General features: G+C 65.1%; 17 protein-coding genes. 11 read left to right on the top strand and 6 right to left on the bottom strand.

Annotated features, from left to right (window positions below):
• Window positions 1–37 precede the first annotated feature (37 nt).
• Entirely contained in the window at window positions 38–1,168 is a 1,131-nt protein-coding gene (locus BMX99_RS08305) for an S-(hydroxymethyl)glutathione dehydrogenase/class III alcohol dehydrogenase (RefSeq protein ID WP_093449958.1), read from the top strand.
• A 163-nt stretch (window positions 1,169–1,331) separates the two neighbouring features.
• Here the strand turns inward: BMX99_RS08305 and BMX99_RS08300 are convergent, their stop codons facing one another.
• A complete protein-coding gene (locus tag BMX99_RS08300) occupies window positions 1,332–1,952 on the bottom strand; it encodes a class I SAM-dependent methyltransferase (protein WP_093449955.1) in 621 nt (206 codons plus the stop codon).
• Between the two features lie 88 nt (window positions 1,953–2,040).
• Here BMX99_RS08300 and BMX99_RS08295 point away from each other — a divergent pair, with 88 nt between their 5' ends.
• Window positions 2,041–2,964, top strand: a complete 924-nt coding sequence (locus tag BMX99_RS08295; RefSeq protein ID WP_093449952.1) for a LysR family transcriptional regulator — start codon at window positions 2,041–2,043, stop codon at window positions 2,962–2,964.
• 69 nt (window positions 2,965–3,033) lie between these two features.
• Entirely contained in the window at window positions 3,034–3,747 is a 714-nt protein-coding gene (locus BMX99_RS08290) for an NYN domain-containing protein (protein ID WP_093449949.1), read from the top strand.
• A gap of 27 nt (window positions 3,748–3,774) precedes the next feature.
• Here BMX99_RS08290 and BMX99_RS08285 read toward each other — a convergent pair whose 3' ends face one another.
• Window positions 3,775–4,392, bottom strand: coding sequence for a TetR/AcrR family transcriptional regulator (locus tag BMX99_RS08285; protein WP_093449945.1), 618 nt, complete (start codon window positions 4,390–4,392; stop codon window positions 3,775–3,777).
• A 124-nt stretch (window positions 4,393–4,516) separates the two neighbouring features.
• On the opposite strand from BMX99_RS08285, the gene mbfA reads away from it, so the two are divergent.
• The 7 genes from mbfA (at window position 4,517) to BMX99_RS08250 (ending at window position 10,069) form a co-directional block, all read left to right on the top strand.
• Window positions 4,517–5,503, top strand: coding sequence for an iron exporter MbfA (mbfA, locus tag BMX99_RS08280; RefSeq protein WP_093449942.1), 987 nt, complete (start codon window positions 4,517–4,519; stop codon window positions 5,501–5,503).
• An 84-nt stretch (window positions 5,504–5,587) separates the two neighbouring features.
• Window positions 5,588–6,301 carry a nitroreductase family protein gene (locus BMX99_RS08275; protein ID WP_093449939.1) on the top strand — a complete coding sequence of 238 codons (714 nt, stop codon included), beginning with the start codon at window positions 5,588–5,590 and terminating at the stop codon, window positions 6,299–6,301.
• On the top strand, window positions 6,302–7,132 hold the full coding sequence (gene fghA, locus BMX99_RS08270) for an S-formylglutathione hydrolase (RefSeq protein WP_093449936.1): 831 nt from the start codon (window positions 6,302–6,304) through the stop codon (window positions 7,130–7,132). It begins immediately after the preceding gene.
• Window positions 7,129–7,584 (top strand): YaiI/YqxD family protein, encoded by a 456-nt coding sequence (locus tag BMX99_RS08265; RefSeq protein ID WP_093449933.1) that lies wholly within the window; start codon window positions 7,129–7,131, stop codon window positions 7,582–7,584. Before fghA ends, BMX99_RS08265 begins: the two co-directional genes overlap by 4 nt.
• Window positions 7,585–7,593: 9 nt before the next feature.
• Entirely contained in the window at window positions 7,594–8,241 is a 648-nt protein-coding gene (locus tag BMX99_RS08260; RefSeq protein ID WP_093449930.1) for an HAD-IA family hydrolase, read from the top strand.
• Entirely contained in the window at window positions 8,238–9,152 is a 915-nt protein-coding gene (locus tag BMX99_RS08255) for an ornithine cyclodeaminase family protein (RefSeq protein ID WP_093449927.1), read from the top strand. Before BMX99_RS08260 ends, BMX99_RS08255 begins: the two co-directional genes overlap by 4 nt.
• Entirely contained in the window at window positions 9,149–10,069 is a 921-nt protein-coding gene (locus BMX99_RS08250) for an alpha/beta fold hydrolase (protein ID WP_244525503.1), read from the top strand. Before BMX99_RS08255 ends, BMX99_RS08250 begins: the two co-directional genes overlap by 4 nt.
• Window positions 10,070–10,136: 67 nt before the next feature.
• Here BMX99_RS08250 and BMX99_RS08245 read toward each other — a convergent pair whose 3' ends face one another.
• Window positions 10,137–11,378 carry an MFS transporter gene (locus tag BMX99_RS08245; protein WP_093449924.1) on the bottom strand — a complete coding sequence of 414 codons (1,242 nt, stop codon included), beginning with the start codon at window positions 11,376–11,378 and terminating at the stop codon, window positions 10,137–10,139.
• Between the two features lie 131 nt (window positions 11,379–11,509).
• Here BMX99_RS08245 and zapE point away from each other — a divergent pair, with 131 nt between their 5' ends.
• The gene (gene zapE / locus BMX99_RS08240; protein ID WP_093449922.1) at window positions 11,510–12,586 is read left to right on the top strand and encodes a cell division protein ZapE; all 1,077 of its coding nucleotides are present in this window, start codon (window positions 11,510–11,512) and stop codon (window positions 12,584–12,586) included.
• Between the two features lie 268 nt (window positions 12,587–12,854).
• On the opposite strand, the gene BMX99_RS08235 is transcribed toward zapE, so the two are convergent.
• The 3 genes from BMX99_RS08235 to BMX99_RS08225 form a co-directional block, all read right to left on the bottom strand.
• Window positions 12,855–14,090 (bottom strand): bifunctional folylpolyglutamate synthase/dihydrofolate synthase, encoded by a 1,236-nt coding sequence (locus BMX99_RS08235; RefSeq protein ID WP_244525502.1) that lies wholly within the window; start codon window positions 14,088–14,090, stop codon window positions 12,855–12,857.
• Window positions 14,091–14,122: 32 nt separating this feature from the next.
• The gene (gene accD / locus BMX99_RS08230; protein ID WP_093449916.1) at window positions 14,123–15,094 is read right to left on the bottom strand and encodes an acetyl-CoA carboxylase, carboxyltransferase subunit beta; all 972 of its coding nucleotides are present in this window, start codon (window positions 15,092–15,094) and stop codon (window positions 14,123–14,125) included.
• 70 nt (window positions 15,095–15,164) lie between these two features.
• Window positions 15,165–16,082, bottom strand: coding sequence for a CPBP family intramembrane glutamic endopeptidase (locus BMX99_RS08225; protein ID WP_093449914.1), 918 nt, complete (start codon window positions 16,080–16,082; stop codon window positions 15,165–15,167).

Raw genomic sequence — 16,082 nt, 5'->3', positions numbered from 1 at the left:
CCATGGTCCCGCCAACCATTCCGCAGGAGGATATTCGATGCGCACCCGTGCCGCCGTCGCCACCCAGGCCGGCAAACCCCTTGAAGTGATGGACGTGAACCTGGCCGGCCCGAAGCCGGGCGAAGTCCTGGTGGAAATCAAGGCCACCGGCATCTGCCACACCGACGAATTCACCCTGTCCGGGGCCGACCCCGAAGGGCTGTTCCCCGCGATCCTGGGCCATGAAGGCGCGGGCGTCGTGATGGAAGTGGGCGAAGGCGTCACCAGCCTGAAGCCCGGCGATCACGTCATCCCGCTTTACACGCCGGAATGCCGTGAATGCTATTCCTGCACATCGCAGAAGACCAACCTCTGCACCTCGATCCGGTCGACCCAGGGCCAGGGCGTGATGCCCGACGGCACCTCGCGCTTCACCACTTTGGACGGGGATCCGATCCTGCACTACATGGGCTGCTCGACCTTCTCGAACCACACGGTTCTGCCGGAAATCGCGCTGGCCAAGGTCCGCGAAGACGCGCCCTTCGACAAGATCTGCTACATCGGCTGCGGCGTCACCACCGGAATCGGTGCCGTGATCAACACCGCCAAGGTCGAGGTCGGTTCGACCGCCGTGGTCTTCGGCCTGGGCGGCATCGGTCTGAACGTGATCCAGGGCCTGCGCCTTGCGGGGGCCGAGATGATCGTCGGCGTCGACCTGAACCCGGGCAAGAAGGAAATGGCGGAACGCTTCGGCATGACCCATTTCGTCAACCCGAGCGAGCTGGACGAAGACATCGTGCCCTACCTCGTCAACCTGACGAAACGTCGGGGCGACCTGATCGGCGGGGCCGACTACACCTTTGACTGCACCGGCAATACCACGGTCATGCGCCAGGCGCTGGAATGCGCGCACCGCGGCTGGGGTGAATCGATCATCATCGGCGTGGCCGCCGCCGGGGCCGAGATCTCGACCCGCCCCTTCCAGCTGGTCACCGGCCGCGTCTGGAAAGGCACCGCCTTCGGTGGCGCGCGCGGCCGGACCGACGTGCCCAAGATCGTCGACTGGTACATGGAGGGCAAGATCGAGATCGACCCGATGATCACCCACACACTGTCGCTGGACGAGATCAACAAGGGCTTCGACCTGATGCACGCCGGTGAATCGATCCGCTCGGTCGTCACCTACTGAACCATCTGCACCGCACACAACCAAAGGGGCGCGCCACCCGGCCGCGCCCCTTTCCTATTCCCTACATATCCCTCCCCAAAAACCGCCCCCCCTCTTTGGTTTTCAAAAATATCCGCACCATTTGATTCCTGGGGGTCAGGGGGGCAGGCAGCCCCCCTGCCGCTCACCGCTTGCGCGCCACCAGGAACCGCACTCCCGCCAGACCACCCATGGTCTCGGCCTCGACAATCTCCAGCCCCGCGGCCTCCATCTCGGCCTCCAGATCCCGGATGCGGAAGAACCCGACGTAAGGGGCCTTGCCGATCAAACGCATCGCCCCGATCACCGGCCGCAGCAGGCGGCTTTTCCAGGTCTCGCCCAGCACGCCGGTCTTGGTCACCAGAACACCACCCGGCGCGACCCGGTCCGCCATCGCCCGGATTGCCGCCGCGCGGTCCGGGATCAGGTGCAGCACGTTGAAGGCCATGACCGCCTCGAACTGCCCCTCGGGCAGGCCGGCGATATCGGCGACCTCGAAGCGCACGTTCTTAGCCCCGGCCTCGGCCGCACGATCCCTTGCAATGTCGATCAGCGCGTCGCTCAGATCGGTGGCCAGCACGTCGCCCGCATGAGGGGCCAGCTTGATCGCGATGGTGCCGGTGCCGCAGCCGACCTCCAGCACCCGCGCGCCGGGCGTCAGATAGGACGCCGCCCGCGCCACCGTGCGTTCATGCTGATCCATGTTCTCGATTGGCCGCTTGGCATAGCTTTCGGCCACGCCGTTCCAGAATGTCTTGCTGTCCATAACCCGCTCCAATTGTCTGACCCGACCATACCCAAACCGAAATCACATAAGAATTGCCCCTTTCCGCAGAAATGCCATACATAAACGCATGAGTTGGTCCGCCGCATCCTTCGACTGGAACCAGGCCCGCGCCTTTCTGGCGACGGCAGAACACGGGTCCTTGTCCGCCGCCGCGCGTGAACTCGGCCAGACCCAGCCAACCCTGGGCCGCCAGGTCGCCGCGCTGGAGGAAGATCTGGGCGTCGCGCTGTTTGACCGGGCTGGGCGCGGGCTGATCCTGACCGACGCGGGCCGCGAACTGCTGATGCACGTGCGCGACATGGCCGAGGCCGCCGCACGCATCCCCCTGACCGCCAGCGGCCAGAGCCAGGCGCTGCGCGGCACCGTCTCCATCACCGCCAGCGACATCTTCTCGACCCTGCTTTTGCCGCCGATCATCGCCGATCTGGCCCGCAGCGCCCCCGAAATCGACATCGAGCTGATCGCCGCGAACGAATTGCGCGACCTGTCGCGCCGCGAGGCCGACATCGCCCTGCGCCACGTCCGCCCGACCGAACCGCATCTGACGGCCCGCCTGCTGGGCGAGGGGCTGGGTTATTTCTACGCCGCGCCCGCCTACCTGGCCCGCCGCGGCACGCCCGAGACCCCCGCCGACCTGAAGGACCACGACCTGGTCGGCTTTCTCGACGCCGATCAGATGGTGGCGCAGCTGACACACTTCGGGATCGAGGTGCCGGCGGAAAACATCCGCTACCGGTCGGACAGCGGGCTGGCGATGTGGGAAATGGTGCGCCAGGGCCTGGGCATCGGGCTGATGAGCGCGGACATGGGCCTGCGCAGCCCCGATGTGGACCTGCTGTTCCCGCGCCACCCGGCCTTTCGCTATCCGATCTGGCTGGTCACGCACCGCGAATTGCATTCCGCCCGGCGCATGCGTCTGGTCTTCGACCACCTGGCCGAGGCGCTGACCGCCCATATCGCCCGCACCCACGCCCGCTTTCCCGCCGCGTGATGCCCCATCCGCCAAGGTCTGCCCTTGGCCCGCCGCCCAATGGGCGCTATCTGACCGGCAGGAGGCCCCATGCCAGAAAATCGCCCGCTCTACGCCGTTCTGATCGACGCCGACAATATCCCGGCCAAATACGCCCAGCCCATCCTGAAGGAGATCACCACCTTCGGCGAACCGGCGCTGCGCCGCGTCTATGGCGACTGGGGCAGCGAAAGGCTGCGCCCCTGGACCGAACAGGTCCGTGCGCTTGGCCTGGTCGCGCATCAGGAAACCGCCAATACCAAGGGCAAAAACGCCAGCGACATCGGCCTGGTGATCGACGCCATGGACATCCTGCACACCGGCCGCTTTGCGGGCTTCGTGCTGGTGTCTTCCGACAGTGATTTCACCGCCCTGGCAAACCGGGTCCGCGAACAGGGTCTGGACGTCATCGGCATCGGGGAATCCAAGGCCCCCGAAAGCCTGCGCAACGTCTGCAACCGTTTCATCCTGATCGAGAACATCATCGACGATGACACCCCCGATCAGCGCAACCGGGAAAAGTCCGACGGCAAGATGAAACCGAACGAGGCCCAGCCACTGATCCTGCGCGCCATGGACAAGATCGACACCGACGACGAATGGGTGACCATGGGCCAGCTGGGGCAATACCTCACGGCCGAGAATCCCGACTTCGACACGCGGTCCTATGGCAAGCGCAAGCTGTCCGACCTGATCGGCGACCTGAAGATCCTGGAATCCAAACGCGGGCCGGGCAATCAGCTGATGGTGCGCCGCCTGGATTAAGGGCTGCGCCCGCGGCCCCCGGGGCCGTCAGACCCCGTAGCGCGCCATGAACATGTCGACGGCGGATCGTGCGACCTCGTCGCAGCGGTCCTCGGGTATCACGTCCTCGATCCCGAACAGCCGCTGCGTGAAAATGCCCGCCTTGCACAGCTCGGCGAATTGTTCGGCGGCAAGCACCGGGTCCTCGACCTTCAGGATCCCGCGTTCGGTTGCACAGCGCAGGTAATCGGCCAGCATGTTGCGCGCGATCATCGGGCCGTTGCGATAGAATTCGCGGGCCATCTCGGGAAAGCGCTCGGCCTCGGCCACGCAAAGCCGGAAGATCGACAGCGACATGGGCGAGTTGAAGAAATCGACGATCTGCCGCGCCCCGGCCAGAAAGACATCGCGCGGCGGCTGATCGGGCTGCACCATGGTCATGGCCTGCCCCGCCTGGCGCTGGCATTCGCCGCGCGCGACCTCCATGAACAACAGGCGCTTGTCGGGGAAGTAGCTGTACAGCGTCGCCTTCGAGACGCCCGCTTCGCGCGCGATCTCGTCGACACTGGCCCCTTCGAACCCCTGCGCCAGGAAGACACGCGTCGCCCCTTCCAGCACCTGGTCGAATTTGCGGCCGGTCCGCAGCACTGTGCGGGTGACACCCATGGGCTTCCCTTCGTTTGAACCTGATCCTTCATAGCCGCTGCACCCGAAAGTCAGCAAGCGGAACGGATTGCATTTGCGGAATGTCGCGCCCATACTTAGAATAATTCTAAAACATAGGTGCAACATGCGCTTTTTGACTTTGCTTTCCGCTCAACGCCGCCGCTTCAGTGACCTGTCCGAACAGGAAATCATCGCGCTTGCGATTTCGTCCGAGGAAGACGACGCCCGCATCTACCGCAGCTATGCCGAGATGCTGCGCGGCGACTTCCCCGACACCGCCCGCATCTTCGACGGCATGGCCGAGGAAGAGGACACGCACCGCCAGGCCCTGATCGACCTGCACAAGCGCCGCTTTGGCGACACGATTCCCCTGATCCGCCGCGAACATGTCGCCGGCTTCTACGCCCGCAAACCCGTCTGGCTGGTGGAAAACCTTGGGCTCGACCGGATCCGCGCCGAGGCCGCAGGGATGGAGGAACAGGCCGAACGCTTCTACCTGGCCGCCGCTGAACGCACTCAGGACGCCGACACCCGCAAGTTGCTGGGGGATCTGGCCGCCGCCGAGGCCGGGCATCAGTCCACGGCCGAGCATCTGGAAAACGAACACCTCTCTGACACCGCCCGCGAGAGCGAAGAAAATTCCGCCAAACGGCAATTCGTGCTGACCTGGGTGCAGCCCGGGCTGGCGGGGCTGATGGATGGCTCGGTCTCGACCCTGGCCCCGATCTTTGCCACCGCCTTTGCCACGCAGAACACCTGGACGACCTTCCTTGTGGGGCTCGCGGCCTCGGTCGGGGCGGGGATTTCCATGGGCTTCACCGAAGCGGCCTCGGACGACGGGGAACTGTCGGGCCGGGGGTCGCCGGTCAAACGCGGTATCGCGGCGGGGGTCATGACCACCGTCGGCGGGCTGGGCCACGCCCTGCCCTACCTGATCCCGCATTTCTGGACCGCCACGATCACCGCCTTCGTCGTCGTCTTCCTGGAACTCTGGGCGATTGCCTGGATCCAGAACCGGTACATGGACACGCCCTTCTTCCGTGCGGCCTTCCAGGTGGTGCTGGGCGGTGCGCTGGTCTTTGCCGCCGGGGTGCTGATCGGATCGGGCTAAGGCCTCTCCTACGGGTTGACCCTGTGCCGGCGGGCCTTCATCAATCACGGGCCCGGACCAAACCCGGTGCAAGGAGGAGCCGACATGATCGAAAAGCGCAAGATGGGGTATCAGCCGATCCCCCTGCCCGACCGGCAGAACCTGACCGAGGTCGAAAGCCGCGCCGGAGGCCAGGCTTTCCATGACCGGATGGCCACGCGCCACACGGTGCGAGATTTTTCCGATCAGCCCGTCCCCCGCGACGTGATCGAAACCGCGATTGCCACCGCCGGGCTTGCGCCTTCGGGGGCGAACCACCAGCCCTGGCATTTCGTCGCGATCTCGGACCCCGCGATCAAGGCGCAGATCCGCCAGGCTGCCGAGGAAGAGGAACAGCGCTTCTACGACGGTGGCGGCGGCGACGAATGGATCGCTGCGCTGGAACCGATCGGCACCGGCGTGTCGAAACCGCATCTGGAAGACGCCCCCTGGCTAGTCGTCATCTTTGCGCAGCGCTATGGGCTGACCGACGATGGTGCCCGCTACAAGAATTACTACGTGCCCGAAAGCACCGGCATCGCCACCGGCTTCCTGATCGCCGCGCTGCATCACGCCGGGCTGTACTGCCTGACCCATACGCCCAATCCGATGCGGTTCCTGACCCAGATCTGCGGCCGCCCCGATCACGAGAAACCCTTGATGATCCTCGCCGTTGGCCATGCCGCCCAGGACGCGACGATCCCCGCCGCCGCAAACGTCAAGAAGCCGCTGGACCAGATCCTCAGTTTCAACCCAAACCGCAATCAACAAGGAAATTGAATGCAAACCCTTTCCGAAAACCGCTGCTTCGGCGGCACCCAGGGCGTCTATAGCCACGCCGCGACGACCACCAACTGCGACATGACCTTCGGTCTGTTCCTGCCGGAAGAGGCGCAGGACGGCCCGGTTCCGATCCTGTGGTATCTCTCGGGTCTGACCTGCACCCATGAAAACGCCATGACCAAGGCCGGCGCGCAGCAATGGGCCGCCGAACAGGGCATCGCCCTGTGCTTCCCCGACACCTCGCCCCGGGGCGAAGACGTGGCCGATGACGAGGCCTATGACCTGGGCAAGGGCGCGGGCTTCTACGTCAACGCAACCCAAGACCCCTGGGCCAGGCATTTCCAGATGTGGGACTACGTGGCCGAAGAACTGCCCGCGCTTCTGGCCGAGAATTTTGCCATCGACATGGACCGTCAGGCGATCACCGGCCATTCCATGGGCGGTCACGGCGCGCTGACCCTGGCGATGTCCCTGCCGGGGCGCTTCCGTTCGGTTTCGGCCTTTTCGCCGATCTGCAATCCGACCGGGGCCGACTGGGGCCGCAAGCAGCTGACTGCTTACCTGGGCGACGACGAAACCACTTGGGCCCGGCATGACGCCAGCCTGCTGATGGCCGAGACCGGCTTTGACGGGCCTGTGCTGGTCGACACCGGCACCTCGGATCAGTTCCTGGACCTGCTCAAGCCCGAAACCCTGGCCGCGGCTGCCGCCAAGCGCCGTCAGCAGATCCAGTTCCGCATGCAGCCGGGCTATGACCACAGCTATTTCTTCGTCTCGAGCTTCATGGAAGACCACGTCGCCTTCCACGCCGAGGCGCTCTACGCGTGACGGTTCTTTACATCGACGCCGACGCCTGCCCCGTGAAGGCCGAGGCCGAACGGGTCGCGACCCGCAACAAGGTGCCGATGAAACTGGTCTGCAACGGGGGGCTGCGGCCCCCCGCCAATCCTCTGGTCGAGCTGGTGATCGTAGCCGAAGGCGCGGACGAGGCCGACAAGTGGATCGCCGACAATGCCGGCCCCGGGGACGTGGTCGTCACATCCGACATGCCGCTGGCCGCCCGCTGTGTGGAAAACGGCGCGCGGGTGCTGCGCCACAATGGGGAACAGCTGACCCAGGCCAATATCGGCGCCCAGCTGGCGATGCGCGACCTGATGGCCGATATCCGTGCCGCCGACCCCTTCACCCAGGGCTCGGGCAAGGGGTTTACAAAGGCGGACCGCTCTCGTTTTCTGGATGCGCTGGAAGGCGAAATCCGCGGCGCGCAGAAAGACACATGAGGCACCTGAATGGCAGTCGAAGCGGTTGTTTTTGATATCGGAAACGTCTTGATCGAATGGAATCCCGAACGGTTCTACGACGCTGAAATCGGGCCCGAACGCCGCCGCGCGCTGTTCGATGCGGTCGACCTGCATGCGATCAACGAACGGGTCGATCAGGGCGAGAACTTCCGCCAGACGATCTATCACGCGGCCGACAGCCACCCGGACCATGGCGACCACATCCGGCTTTGGCACGACCGCTGGATCGAGATGGCCTCACCCGCCATAGACCGATCGGTCCAGGCCCTGCGCACGCTGCGTGCCAATGGCGTGCCGGTCTATGCCCTGTCGAATTTCGGCGTCGAAACCTTTGCCCAGGCGCAAGAGGTCTACGACTTCCTGCACGAATTCGACCGGCCCTATATCTCGGGCCACCTGCGGGAAATCAAACCCTACGCCCGGATCTACGAGATCCTTGAAAGCGACAGCGGCACAGCGCCCGGCGCGCTGCTGTTCGCCGATGACCGCGCCGACAATATCGCTGCCGCCGCCGCACGCGGCTGGCAGACGCATCTGTTCGACGGCCCCGAAGGCTGGATCGACCGGCTGATCGCCGAAGGCCTGCTGACCCGCGACCAGATGGCCCCCATTCCGCAAGACAAGGCTGACGCATGACCATCCCGACGATCTCATTCGAGGCTGGCGAGGCCGTGCTGGATTGGATCGCCCTGACCGACGCCCTGGCCCGGGGGCACGACCTGCCCAAGGCCGAGGTGGCGGACAGTTTCCTGTATCGCGGCAAGGACACGCTGCTGACCCGATCCGCCTGGATCGACGGGCTGGGGCTGGCCATCAAGGCGGCAACGATCTTTCCCGGCAATCCAGATCGCGGGCTGGGCACCGTCAACGGCATGATGAGCCTGCTGTCGGACAGTGACGGCACGCTTGAGGCGATGATCGACTTTCACCTGGTGACCAAGTGGAAGACCGCTGGCGACAGCCTTCTGGCCGCCCGTCGCCTGGCCCGTCCCGACAGCGACCACATCCTGATCGTCGGGGCCGGCGCAGTCGCGCGGTCCCTGCGTCAGGCCTATGGTGCCGCCTTCCCCAAGGCGCGCTTCACCATCTGGAACCGCACCCCTGACAAGGCCAAGGCCCTGGCCGCCGACTTTGCCGATACCGAGGTGGCAGGCGATCTGGGCGCGGCCGTGGCGCAGGCGGATATCATCACCTGTTCGACCAGCGGCACCGCGCCGATCCTGCGCGGCGACTGGCTGCGCCCGGGCCAGCATATCGATCTGATCGGGGCCTATCGCCCCGACATGAGAGAGGCCGACGACACCGCCCTTCAGCGCGCCCGGATCTTCGTCGACAGCCGCGACACGACCATCGGCCACATCGGCGAAATCGCCATTCCGCTGGACACCGGGGCGATCCGCGAAAGTGACATTCTTGCCGATTATTACCAGCTGTCGAAGTTTCGCCGCGATCCTGACGACATTACCCTGTTCAAGAACGGCGGCGGGGCACATCTGGACCTGATGACGGCCCGCCATGTTCTGAACGCGTGGAGGAATGCCAAATGATCTTCTGGCTGCTTGTGCTGGTCGCGGTCCTTGTCTGGGCCTTCCCGATCCTGGCCGAGCGCAGCCGCAAGGTCATGAATGACGCCGCCCGCTCGGACGCGCCGGGGCATTTCGCCGAACTGTCGCAGGGCACGACCCATTACCGCTGGTATGGCGGCGATCGCGGGCCGGTTGCGGTCTGTGTGCACGGGCTGACGACACCGTCATTCGTCTGGGATGCGATTGCCCTGCGGCTGGTCCGTCAGGGGTTCCGGGTGCTGGTCTACGACCTTTATGGCCGGGGCTATTCCGACCGTCCCCCGGGGCGGCAGAACGACGCCTTCTTCATTCGCCAGCTCGAAGATCTTCTGGCCGATCAGACCGTAGCCGATGACATCACGCTGTTTGGCTATTCCATGGGCGGGGCCATTGCCTCGGGCTTTGCCGCCAAGCATCCCAACCGTCTGCGCCAGCTGGTGCTTGTGGCACCCGCGGGCTTCGGCGGCTTTCCCACGGGGTTTCTGCAGCAGATCCGCGACTATCCCGCCCTGGGCGACCGCCTGGCCCATGCGCTTTTCCCGCGCAGGCACCGCGCCGCCTGTGACGCCCTTGCGCAGAAACACCCCCATCTGGCCGAGGCCGCCCAGGCCCAGGCCGACCAGGTCACCTGGCAGGGGTTCATCCCCGGTGTCCTGTCCTCGCTGCGCTATGTCCTGCGCGACGAGATGGAGCGCGAGCACCGCAAGCTGTTCAAGGAAGAGATGCACGTGATCTCGATCTGGGCCGCCGCGGACGAGGTCATCCCCCTAGCCGGCATGGGCAACCTGACCAAGTGGAACCGCCGCGCGGTGCAGGTTCAGGTCGAAGGCGCGACGCATCTTCTGCCCATGACCCATCCCGACGCGGTCTGCCGCGCCTTTGCCGACGCGGCAGATTGATCCCGGATTGATCCCGGTTTGAACCCTGCGCGGCCCCGCGACAGGCCGCAATACCGCGATGCTGCGGTCAGGCCGGAACCGCGATCGGCGTGCGCTTTTCCCGGATCGGCAGATGCACCAGCGCCGACAGGGCACCGACACCGACGCCGATCCACCACACCATGTTGTAGTTGCCATAGACGTCGTACAGCCGTCCCCCCAGCCAGACGCCCAGGAAGCCGCCCAGCTGGTGCGAGAAGAAGATGATCCCATACAGCGTGCCCATGTAGCGCAGTCCGTAGATATGCGCGATCAGCCCGCTGGTCAGCGGCACCGTGGCCAGCCAGAGCGATCCCATCACGATCGAGAAGACGATGACCGACATCGGCGTGATCGGCATCAGGATGAAGGCCCCCGCCGCGATGGTCCGCAGCGTGTAGATCCCCGCCAGCAGGTATTTCTTGGTATAGCGGTTGCCCAGCCAGCCAGCCAGAAGCGTGCCGCCGATATTGGCCAGGCCGACCAGCGAAATCGCCACCGCGCCAAGCGCCGAGGTCGTGGTGATCCCAAGCGAATGCAGCACGCCGCCGGGCATGATCGGGCCGCACATCTCGGTCACGAAAGCGGGGAAATGCGCGGTGATGAAGGCCAGCTGATAGCCGCAGGAAAAGAACCCGATGAAGATCAGCGAAAACGACGGATCCTTGCCGGCGCGCACCAGGATCTGACCCAGGCTTTCCTCAAGCTCGGCCTTGGACGCCGCAACCGGCGCGCGCATCAGGGGCAGCAGCACCAGCACGGCAAGGATCGCGGCCGCAAAGACCAGGAAGACCGACTGCCAGGGCATCAGGCCCAGCATGTATTCCGCAAGCGGCGCGCCAAAGACCTGACCGGCAGACCCGGCGGCGGTGGCAATGGCCAGCGACATCGACCGGTTCTCGTCCGAGGCCGCCCGGCCCACCACCGCAAGGATCACGCCAAAGCCGGTGCCGGCGATGCCAAAGCCCACGATGATCTCAAGCAGCTGGTGCTGCGCCGGGGTCACCGCGACCGAAGACAGGACCAGGCCGATGGCATAGGCCACGCCGCCCAGCAGGATCGCCTTGCGGTCGCCCAGCTTCTCGGCGAAGGCCCCGAACAGCGGCTGCCCGATGCCCCAGGCCAGGTTCTGAATCGCGATAGCCAGCGAAAATTCGGACCGGGCCCAGCCGAATTCCTGCGAAATCGGGATCTGGAACACCCCAAAGGACGCCCGAATGGCAAAGCCGAAAAGGATGATGACACAACCCACGATCAGGACGGGGTTCAGCAATGCGTTCTTCGGGGTCATGTCGGATCTGGCCTTTTCTCTGGTCCGCCGCATTCTGCGCAAATGTGACCCGGGCGCAATTCACCGTTTGTGATGTAGCGCATTTGCATCGCTGCTCTTTCCCCCGTCGGGCCCGCGCGGTAACAGGCAGCATGAGCCAGACCATGCGCGACCTTTACGCCGCACGCCTGCAAAGCGGCGACCTGCATCCAGACCCGGCACAGGAAACCGTCCTGCCGGAGTTCGACCGCATCCTGACCGGCCTGAACGAGGCCCCTCAGAAACGCGGCTTCTTCCGCAAGAAAACCACCCCCGAGGCCCCGAAGGGCCTGTACCTCTGGGGCGGTGTCGGGCGCGGCAAGTCGATGCTGATGGACCTGTTTGTCGAAAGCCTGGACGTGCCGGTGCGCCGGGTGCACTTCCACGCCTTCATGCAGGAAATCCAGAACGGCCTGCACGAGGCCCGCAAGACCGGGGTCGAGGACAGCCTGGCCCCCGTTGTCGAAAAGGTCGCCGAAGGGCTGCGCGTCCTGGCCTTTGACGAAATGCAGATCACCGACATCGCCGATGCGATGATCGTCGGCCGGCTGTTCGAAGAACTGATGAAGCGTGGGATCGTCATCGTCACCACCTCGAACCGGGTGCCGGACGACCTGTACAAGCACGGGCTGAACCGGCAGCTGTTCCTGCCCTTCATCGAACTGATCAAGGATCGGCTGGTGGTGCATGAACTGGCCAGCCCACGGGACTATCGCCAGAACCGCCTGTCCGGCAGCCAGGTGTATTTCACCCCGGTCAACGCCGAGGCGCGCGCGGCCATCGCTGAAATCTGGACCGACCTCACCGGCGGCACGGGCGAAGAACTGGTGCTGACCGTGAAGGGCCGCAAGGTCACCATCCCCGCCTATCGCAACGGTGTCGGGCGGGCGTCCTTCCATGACATATGTGGCCAGATGCTGGGCCCGGGCGACTTCCTGGCCATTGCCGAGGCGCTGCGCGTGCTGATCCTAGAAAACATCCCCACCCTTGGCCGGTCGAATTTCAACGAGGCCAAGCGCTTTGTCACCCTGGTCGACGCCCTGTACGAGGCCAAGGTGCGGCTGATCTGCTCTGCCGCCGACCAGCCCGAATCGCTGTATGTCGAAGGCGAAGGCGTCTTCGAATTCGAACGCACCGCCAGCCGCCTGCGCGAAATGCAGGACGCGGATTGGGGAAAATCGGAAGGCTGAACGACCTGGCGGGCACCCGAGTGGGGGACCGTTGAAGCGGTCCCCTCATCTTGTGCCCGAGGTTTAGCTGCGTACCACCCCTGTCCGGACTGCCGCATATCTGAAGACTGGAGGGCGGAGGTCCAAGGTGATTGTATTGCCTGTACAACAACTGCCACGACCGTACGCGAATCACACCGAATCGGTCAATGCCTGCTGATTCGGAAAATCCCGAATCGGTCATTTATTTTGATCAGGGCGGGGTTGCTTAAAGCTGGCGTTAAGAAAATCAGCCGTTTTCGCGCAAAATTTGCCCTGCAAGGTACAGCGACCCGCAGATCAGCACCCGCGCATGTGGCGTTTCCGTCACGATCCGGGTCAGCGCTTCTGACACATTACCCGCCTCAAAAGCCGGAATGCCAACGTCGCGGGCGGCCTGTGCGGTCTCATCCGCGGGCAGGGTTGCGGCCTCTCCCGGGATCGAGACGGCCGTCAGGCTGCCGACCAGCCCGGACAGGGGCCGCATGTAGCCGCGCACGTCCTTGGTGTTCAGCATCCCGCAGATCAGGTGCAGCGGCTTGTCCGTCAGCCCGGCCAGGTATTTCGCCAGCGCCTCACCCGCAGCGGCATTGTGCCCGCCGTCCAGCCACAGCTCGGCCCCGCCGGCCAGATCGACCAGCGGCCCGGAGCGCAGGCGCTGCATCCGCGCGGGCCAGGTGACATTGCGCATCGCTGCCTCGGCCGCGTTTTCACCAAAGCCAAGCGCGCGCAGGGCAGCAATCGCGGCCCCGGCGTTGTCGATCTGATGCGCGCCGGGCAGCGCCGGCAGCGGCAGGTCCAGCAGCCCGGCCTCGTCCTGGAAGACCAGCCGCCCGGCCTCTTCCCAGACGTGCCAGTGCTGGCCCTGGGCGATCAGCGGCGCGCCCAGACGGGCGGCCTGCGCTTCGATCACGGGTTCGGCCCTGTCGTCCTGCGGGCCGACGACGCAGGGAACGCCCCGCTTGATGATCCCCGCCTTTTCACCGGCGATTGCTTCAATCGTGTCGCCCAGGAACTGGGTGTGATCCAGAGACACCGGCGTGATGAGGGTCAGCGCCGGATTGGCCACCACGTTGGTCGCATCCAGCCGCCCGCCCAGCCCGACCTCGAGCAGGGTGAAATCCGCAGGGGCCCGCGAAAAGGCCAGGATGGCCGCGCAGGTCGTGATCTCGAAATAGGTGATCGGTTCGCCCTTGTTGGCGGTATAGCATTCGTCCAGCAGCGCGGTCAGCGCCTCTTCGGAAATCAGCTCACCCCCCAGGCGGATGCGTTCGTGGAACCGTGCCAGATGCGGCGAGGTATAGGCATGTACGCGCTTGCCCGCCCCTTCCAGACCCGCACGGATCATCGCCTGGGTCGATCCCTTGCCGTTGGTGCCCGCGACATGGATCACCGGCGGCAGGTTGTCCTGCGGATTGCCAAGCGCGTCCAGCAGCCGCCAGACCCGGTCAAGGACCAGGTCCATGACCTTCGGGTGCAGCGTCATCATCCGGTCAAGGATGATGTCGGACCCTGCGCTCACTTCTTGGAACCGGGCTTTGCCTCGGTGCCAGCGGCGGGCTTCGCGGGCTCGGGCGCGGCGGGATCCACCACGGCCTCGGCCGCCGGTTCGGGCGCGGGCAGGTTGCCCACGACCACGGGCGGCAGGCCCAGCAGCATGCGGGTGATCTGGATCAGCTCATCGCGCATGTCGGTGCGCTTGGTCACCCGGTCCAGCATGCCGTGATCCAGCAGGTATTCTGCGCGCTGGAACCCTTCGGGCAGCTTTTCGCGGATCGTCTGTTCGATCACGCGCGGCCCGGCAAAACAGATCAGCGCATTGGGTTCGGCGATCTGCACATCGCCCAGCATCGCGTAGGAGGCGGTGACACCGCCGGTCGTGGGATGGGTCAGCACGACGATATAGGGCAGCCCGGCCTCTTTCAGCATCTGCACGGCCACGGTGGTGCGCGGCATCTGCATCAGCGACAGGATGCCTTCCTGCATCCGCGCGCCACCGGCGGCCGAGAACAGGATCAGCGGGCGCTTCAGCTTCACCGCGCGCTGCGCGGCGGCGATGATCGCATTGCCCACGTACATTCCCATGGACCCGCCCATGAAGGAAAAGTCCTGCGCGGCGGCCACGATCGGGGTCTGGCCGATTTCGCCTTCGGCGACCAGCATCGCCTCGTGTTCGCCGGTGTTCTTCTGCGCGGCCTTCATCCGGTCGGGATATTTCTTCTGGTCGCGGAAATGCAGCGGGTCGGTGACGGGTTCCGGCACCTTCACCTCGACGAAGATGCCGCCGTCGAACAGCGCCTTGAACCGGTCACGCGGCGTGATCGCCATGTGATGCCCGCACGAGGTGCAGACGTTCAGATTGTCGGCCAGTTCCCGGTGGAACAGCATCGTGCCGCATTCGCTGCACTTGGACCAGAGATTCTCGGGCACTTCGCGGCGCGAGAAGATCGAGTTGATGCGCGGGCGAACGTAATTGGTGATCCAGTTCATATCGCTTTCCGGGACCTTTCCGGGACGTTGGGCTTCGCCCCCAGATAGGGCCTTGGCCGGTGAATTGCAATCAACGGCGGATCGCGACCCGCACGGCCAGCCAGGTCACACCGATCACCGCCAGATCGACGGCCATCTGCCAGATCAGCCAGCTGTCGGTCAGGTCGGGCACCAGCGCGGCACCGTCGTCGGGCGACAGCGGCAGGGGATCGCCCGGGAAAAGGAACAGGGCAAGCCCGCTGCCCGGAAAACCCGCCACATCCGCGACCATGAAGGCAAAGACATTGTTCATCAGGTGGAACCCGATGGCCGCGCCAAGCGATCCGCTGCGCGCGGTCAGGTCGCTGGCGGCAAGCCCGAAGATGAAGGCCCATCCGACGTAATAGACGGAATCGGTGAAATCCGCCCCATTGGACCAATGCACCCAGGCAAAGGCGATATTCGGCAGCACCATCCAGATCAGCGGATTGCGGAACCGCGCCGCCAGCTGCTGTTGCAGGTAGCCACGATAGAACAGCTCCTCCGCGCCGGTCTGCACCAGAAGCGCCACGATGGCGACCGGGGCCACCCGCAGCCAGTGATCCAGCGGGATCATGTCGGCCTGGTCCAGCCCCCAGGGCACGATGGCCAGAAGCATCAGGTGCATCACCCCCGCGGCGAGGACGGCGCGGCGGAAATCCTCTTTCGCAAGGCCGAATGGCCCGACCAGGGTTCGCAGCCCGCGATCGTGATTGCGCCGCGCCACGAAGACCACCAACAGCCCCAGGACGGCAAAGCCGAACAGATCGTAGAGCACCGCAATCGGCGCGATGCCGTCAAAGATCACCGGGGCGACGCCCGGGGCCAGGTTCACCAGAAGGTAGTCCAGCAGGTCGCGGCCCAGCTGGTACATGAATTCGATCGCGATGAAGCCGACCAGGGTCAGGAACAGCGACTTCGTGCGCAGCGCCGGGGCCGCCAGCAGATCATGGGGGGCGTAGGATTTCAC

The sequence above is a fragment of the Pseudooceanicola nitratireducens genome (assembly GCF_900109195.1).
GTDB lineage: Bacteria > Pseudomonadota > Alphaproteobacteria > Rhodobacterales > Rhodobacteraceae > Pseudooceanicola > Pseudooceanicola nitratireducens.
This window is presented reverse-complemented; position numbering and strand designations above follow the sequence as displayed.

Excerpts from the sequence above, each read along its gene's own strand:
- BMX99_RS08290 (WP_093449949.1), top strand. The coding sequence starts at position 3,034 with ATGCCAGAAAATCGCCCGCTCTACGCCGTTCTGATCGACGCCGACAAT.
- BMX99_RS08275 (WP_093449939.1), top strand. The coding sequence starts at position 5,588 with ATGATCGAAAAGCGCAAGATGGGGTATCAGCCGATCCCCCTGCCCGAC.
- fghA (WP_093449936.1), top strand. The coding sequence starts at position 6,302 with ATGCAAACCCTTTCCGAAAACCGCTGCTTCGGCGGCACCCAGGGCGTC.
- BMX99_RS08295 (WP_093449952.1), top strand. The coding sequence starts at position 2,041 with ATGAGTTGGTCCGCCGCATCCTTCGACTGGAACCAGGCCCGCGCCTTT.
- BMX99_RS08260 (WP_093449930.1), top strand. The coding sequence starts at position 7,594 with ATGGCAGTCGAAGCGGTTGTTTTTGATATCGGAAACGTCTTGATCGAA.
- BMX99_RS08245 (WP_093449924.1), bottom strand. The coding sequence starts at position 11,378 with ATGACCCCGAAGAACGCATTGCTGAACCCCGTCCTGATCGTGGGTTGT.
- BMX99_RS08300 (WP_093449955.1), bottom strand. The coding sequence starts at position 1,952 with ATGGACAGCAAGACATTCTGGAACGGCGTGGCCGAAAGCTATGCCAAG.
- BMX99_RS08285 (WP_093449945.1), bottom strand. The coding sequence starts at position 4,392 with ATGGGTGTCACCCGCACAGTGCTGCGGACCGGCCGCAAATTCGACCAG.
- BMX99_RS08250 (WP_244525503.1), top strand. The coding sequence starts at position 9,149 with ATGATCTTCTGGCTGCTTGTGCTGGTCGCGGTCCTTGTCTGGGCCTTC.
- BMX99_RS08235 (WP_244525502.1), bottom strand. The coding sequence starts at position 14,090 with ATGACGCTGCACCCGAAGGTCATGGACCTGGTCCTTGACCGGGTCTGG.
- zapE (WP_093449922.1), top strand. The coding sequence starts at position 11,510 with ATGAGCCAGACCATGCGCGACCTTTACGCCGCACGCCTGCAAAGCGGC.
- mbfA (WP_093449942.1), top strand. The coding sequence starts at position 4,517 with ATGCGCTTTTTGACTTTGCTTTCCGCTCAACGCCGCCGCTTCAGTGAC.
- accD (WP_093449916.1), bottom strand. The coding sequence starts at position 15,094 with ATGAACTGGATCACCAATTACGTTCGCCCGCGCATCAACTCGATCTTC.
- BMX99_RS08255 (WP_093449927.1), top strand. The coding sequence starts at position 8,238 with ATGACCATCCCGACGATCTCATTCGAGGCTGGCGAGGCCGTGCTGGAT.
- BMX99_RS08305 (WP_093449958.1), top strand. The coding sequence starts at position 38 with ATGCGCACCCGTGCCGCCGTCGCCACCCAGGCCGGCAAACCCCTTGAA.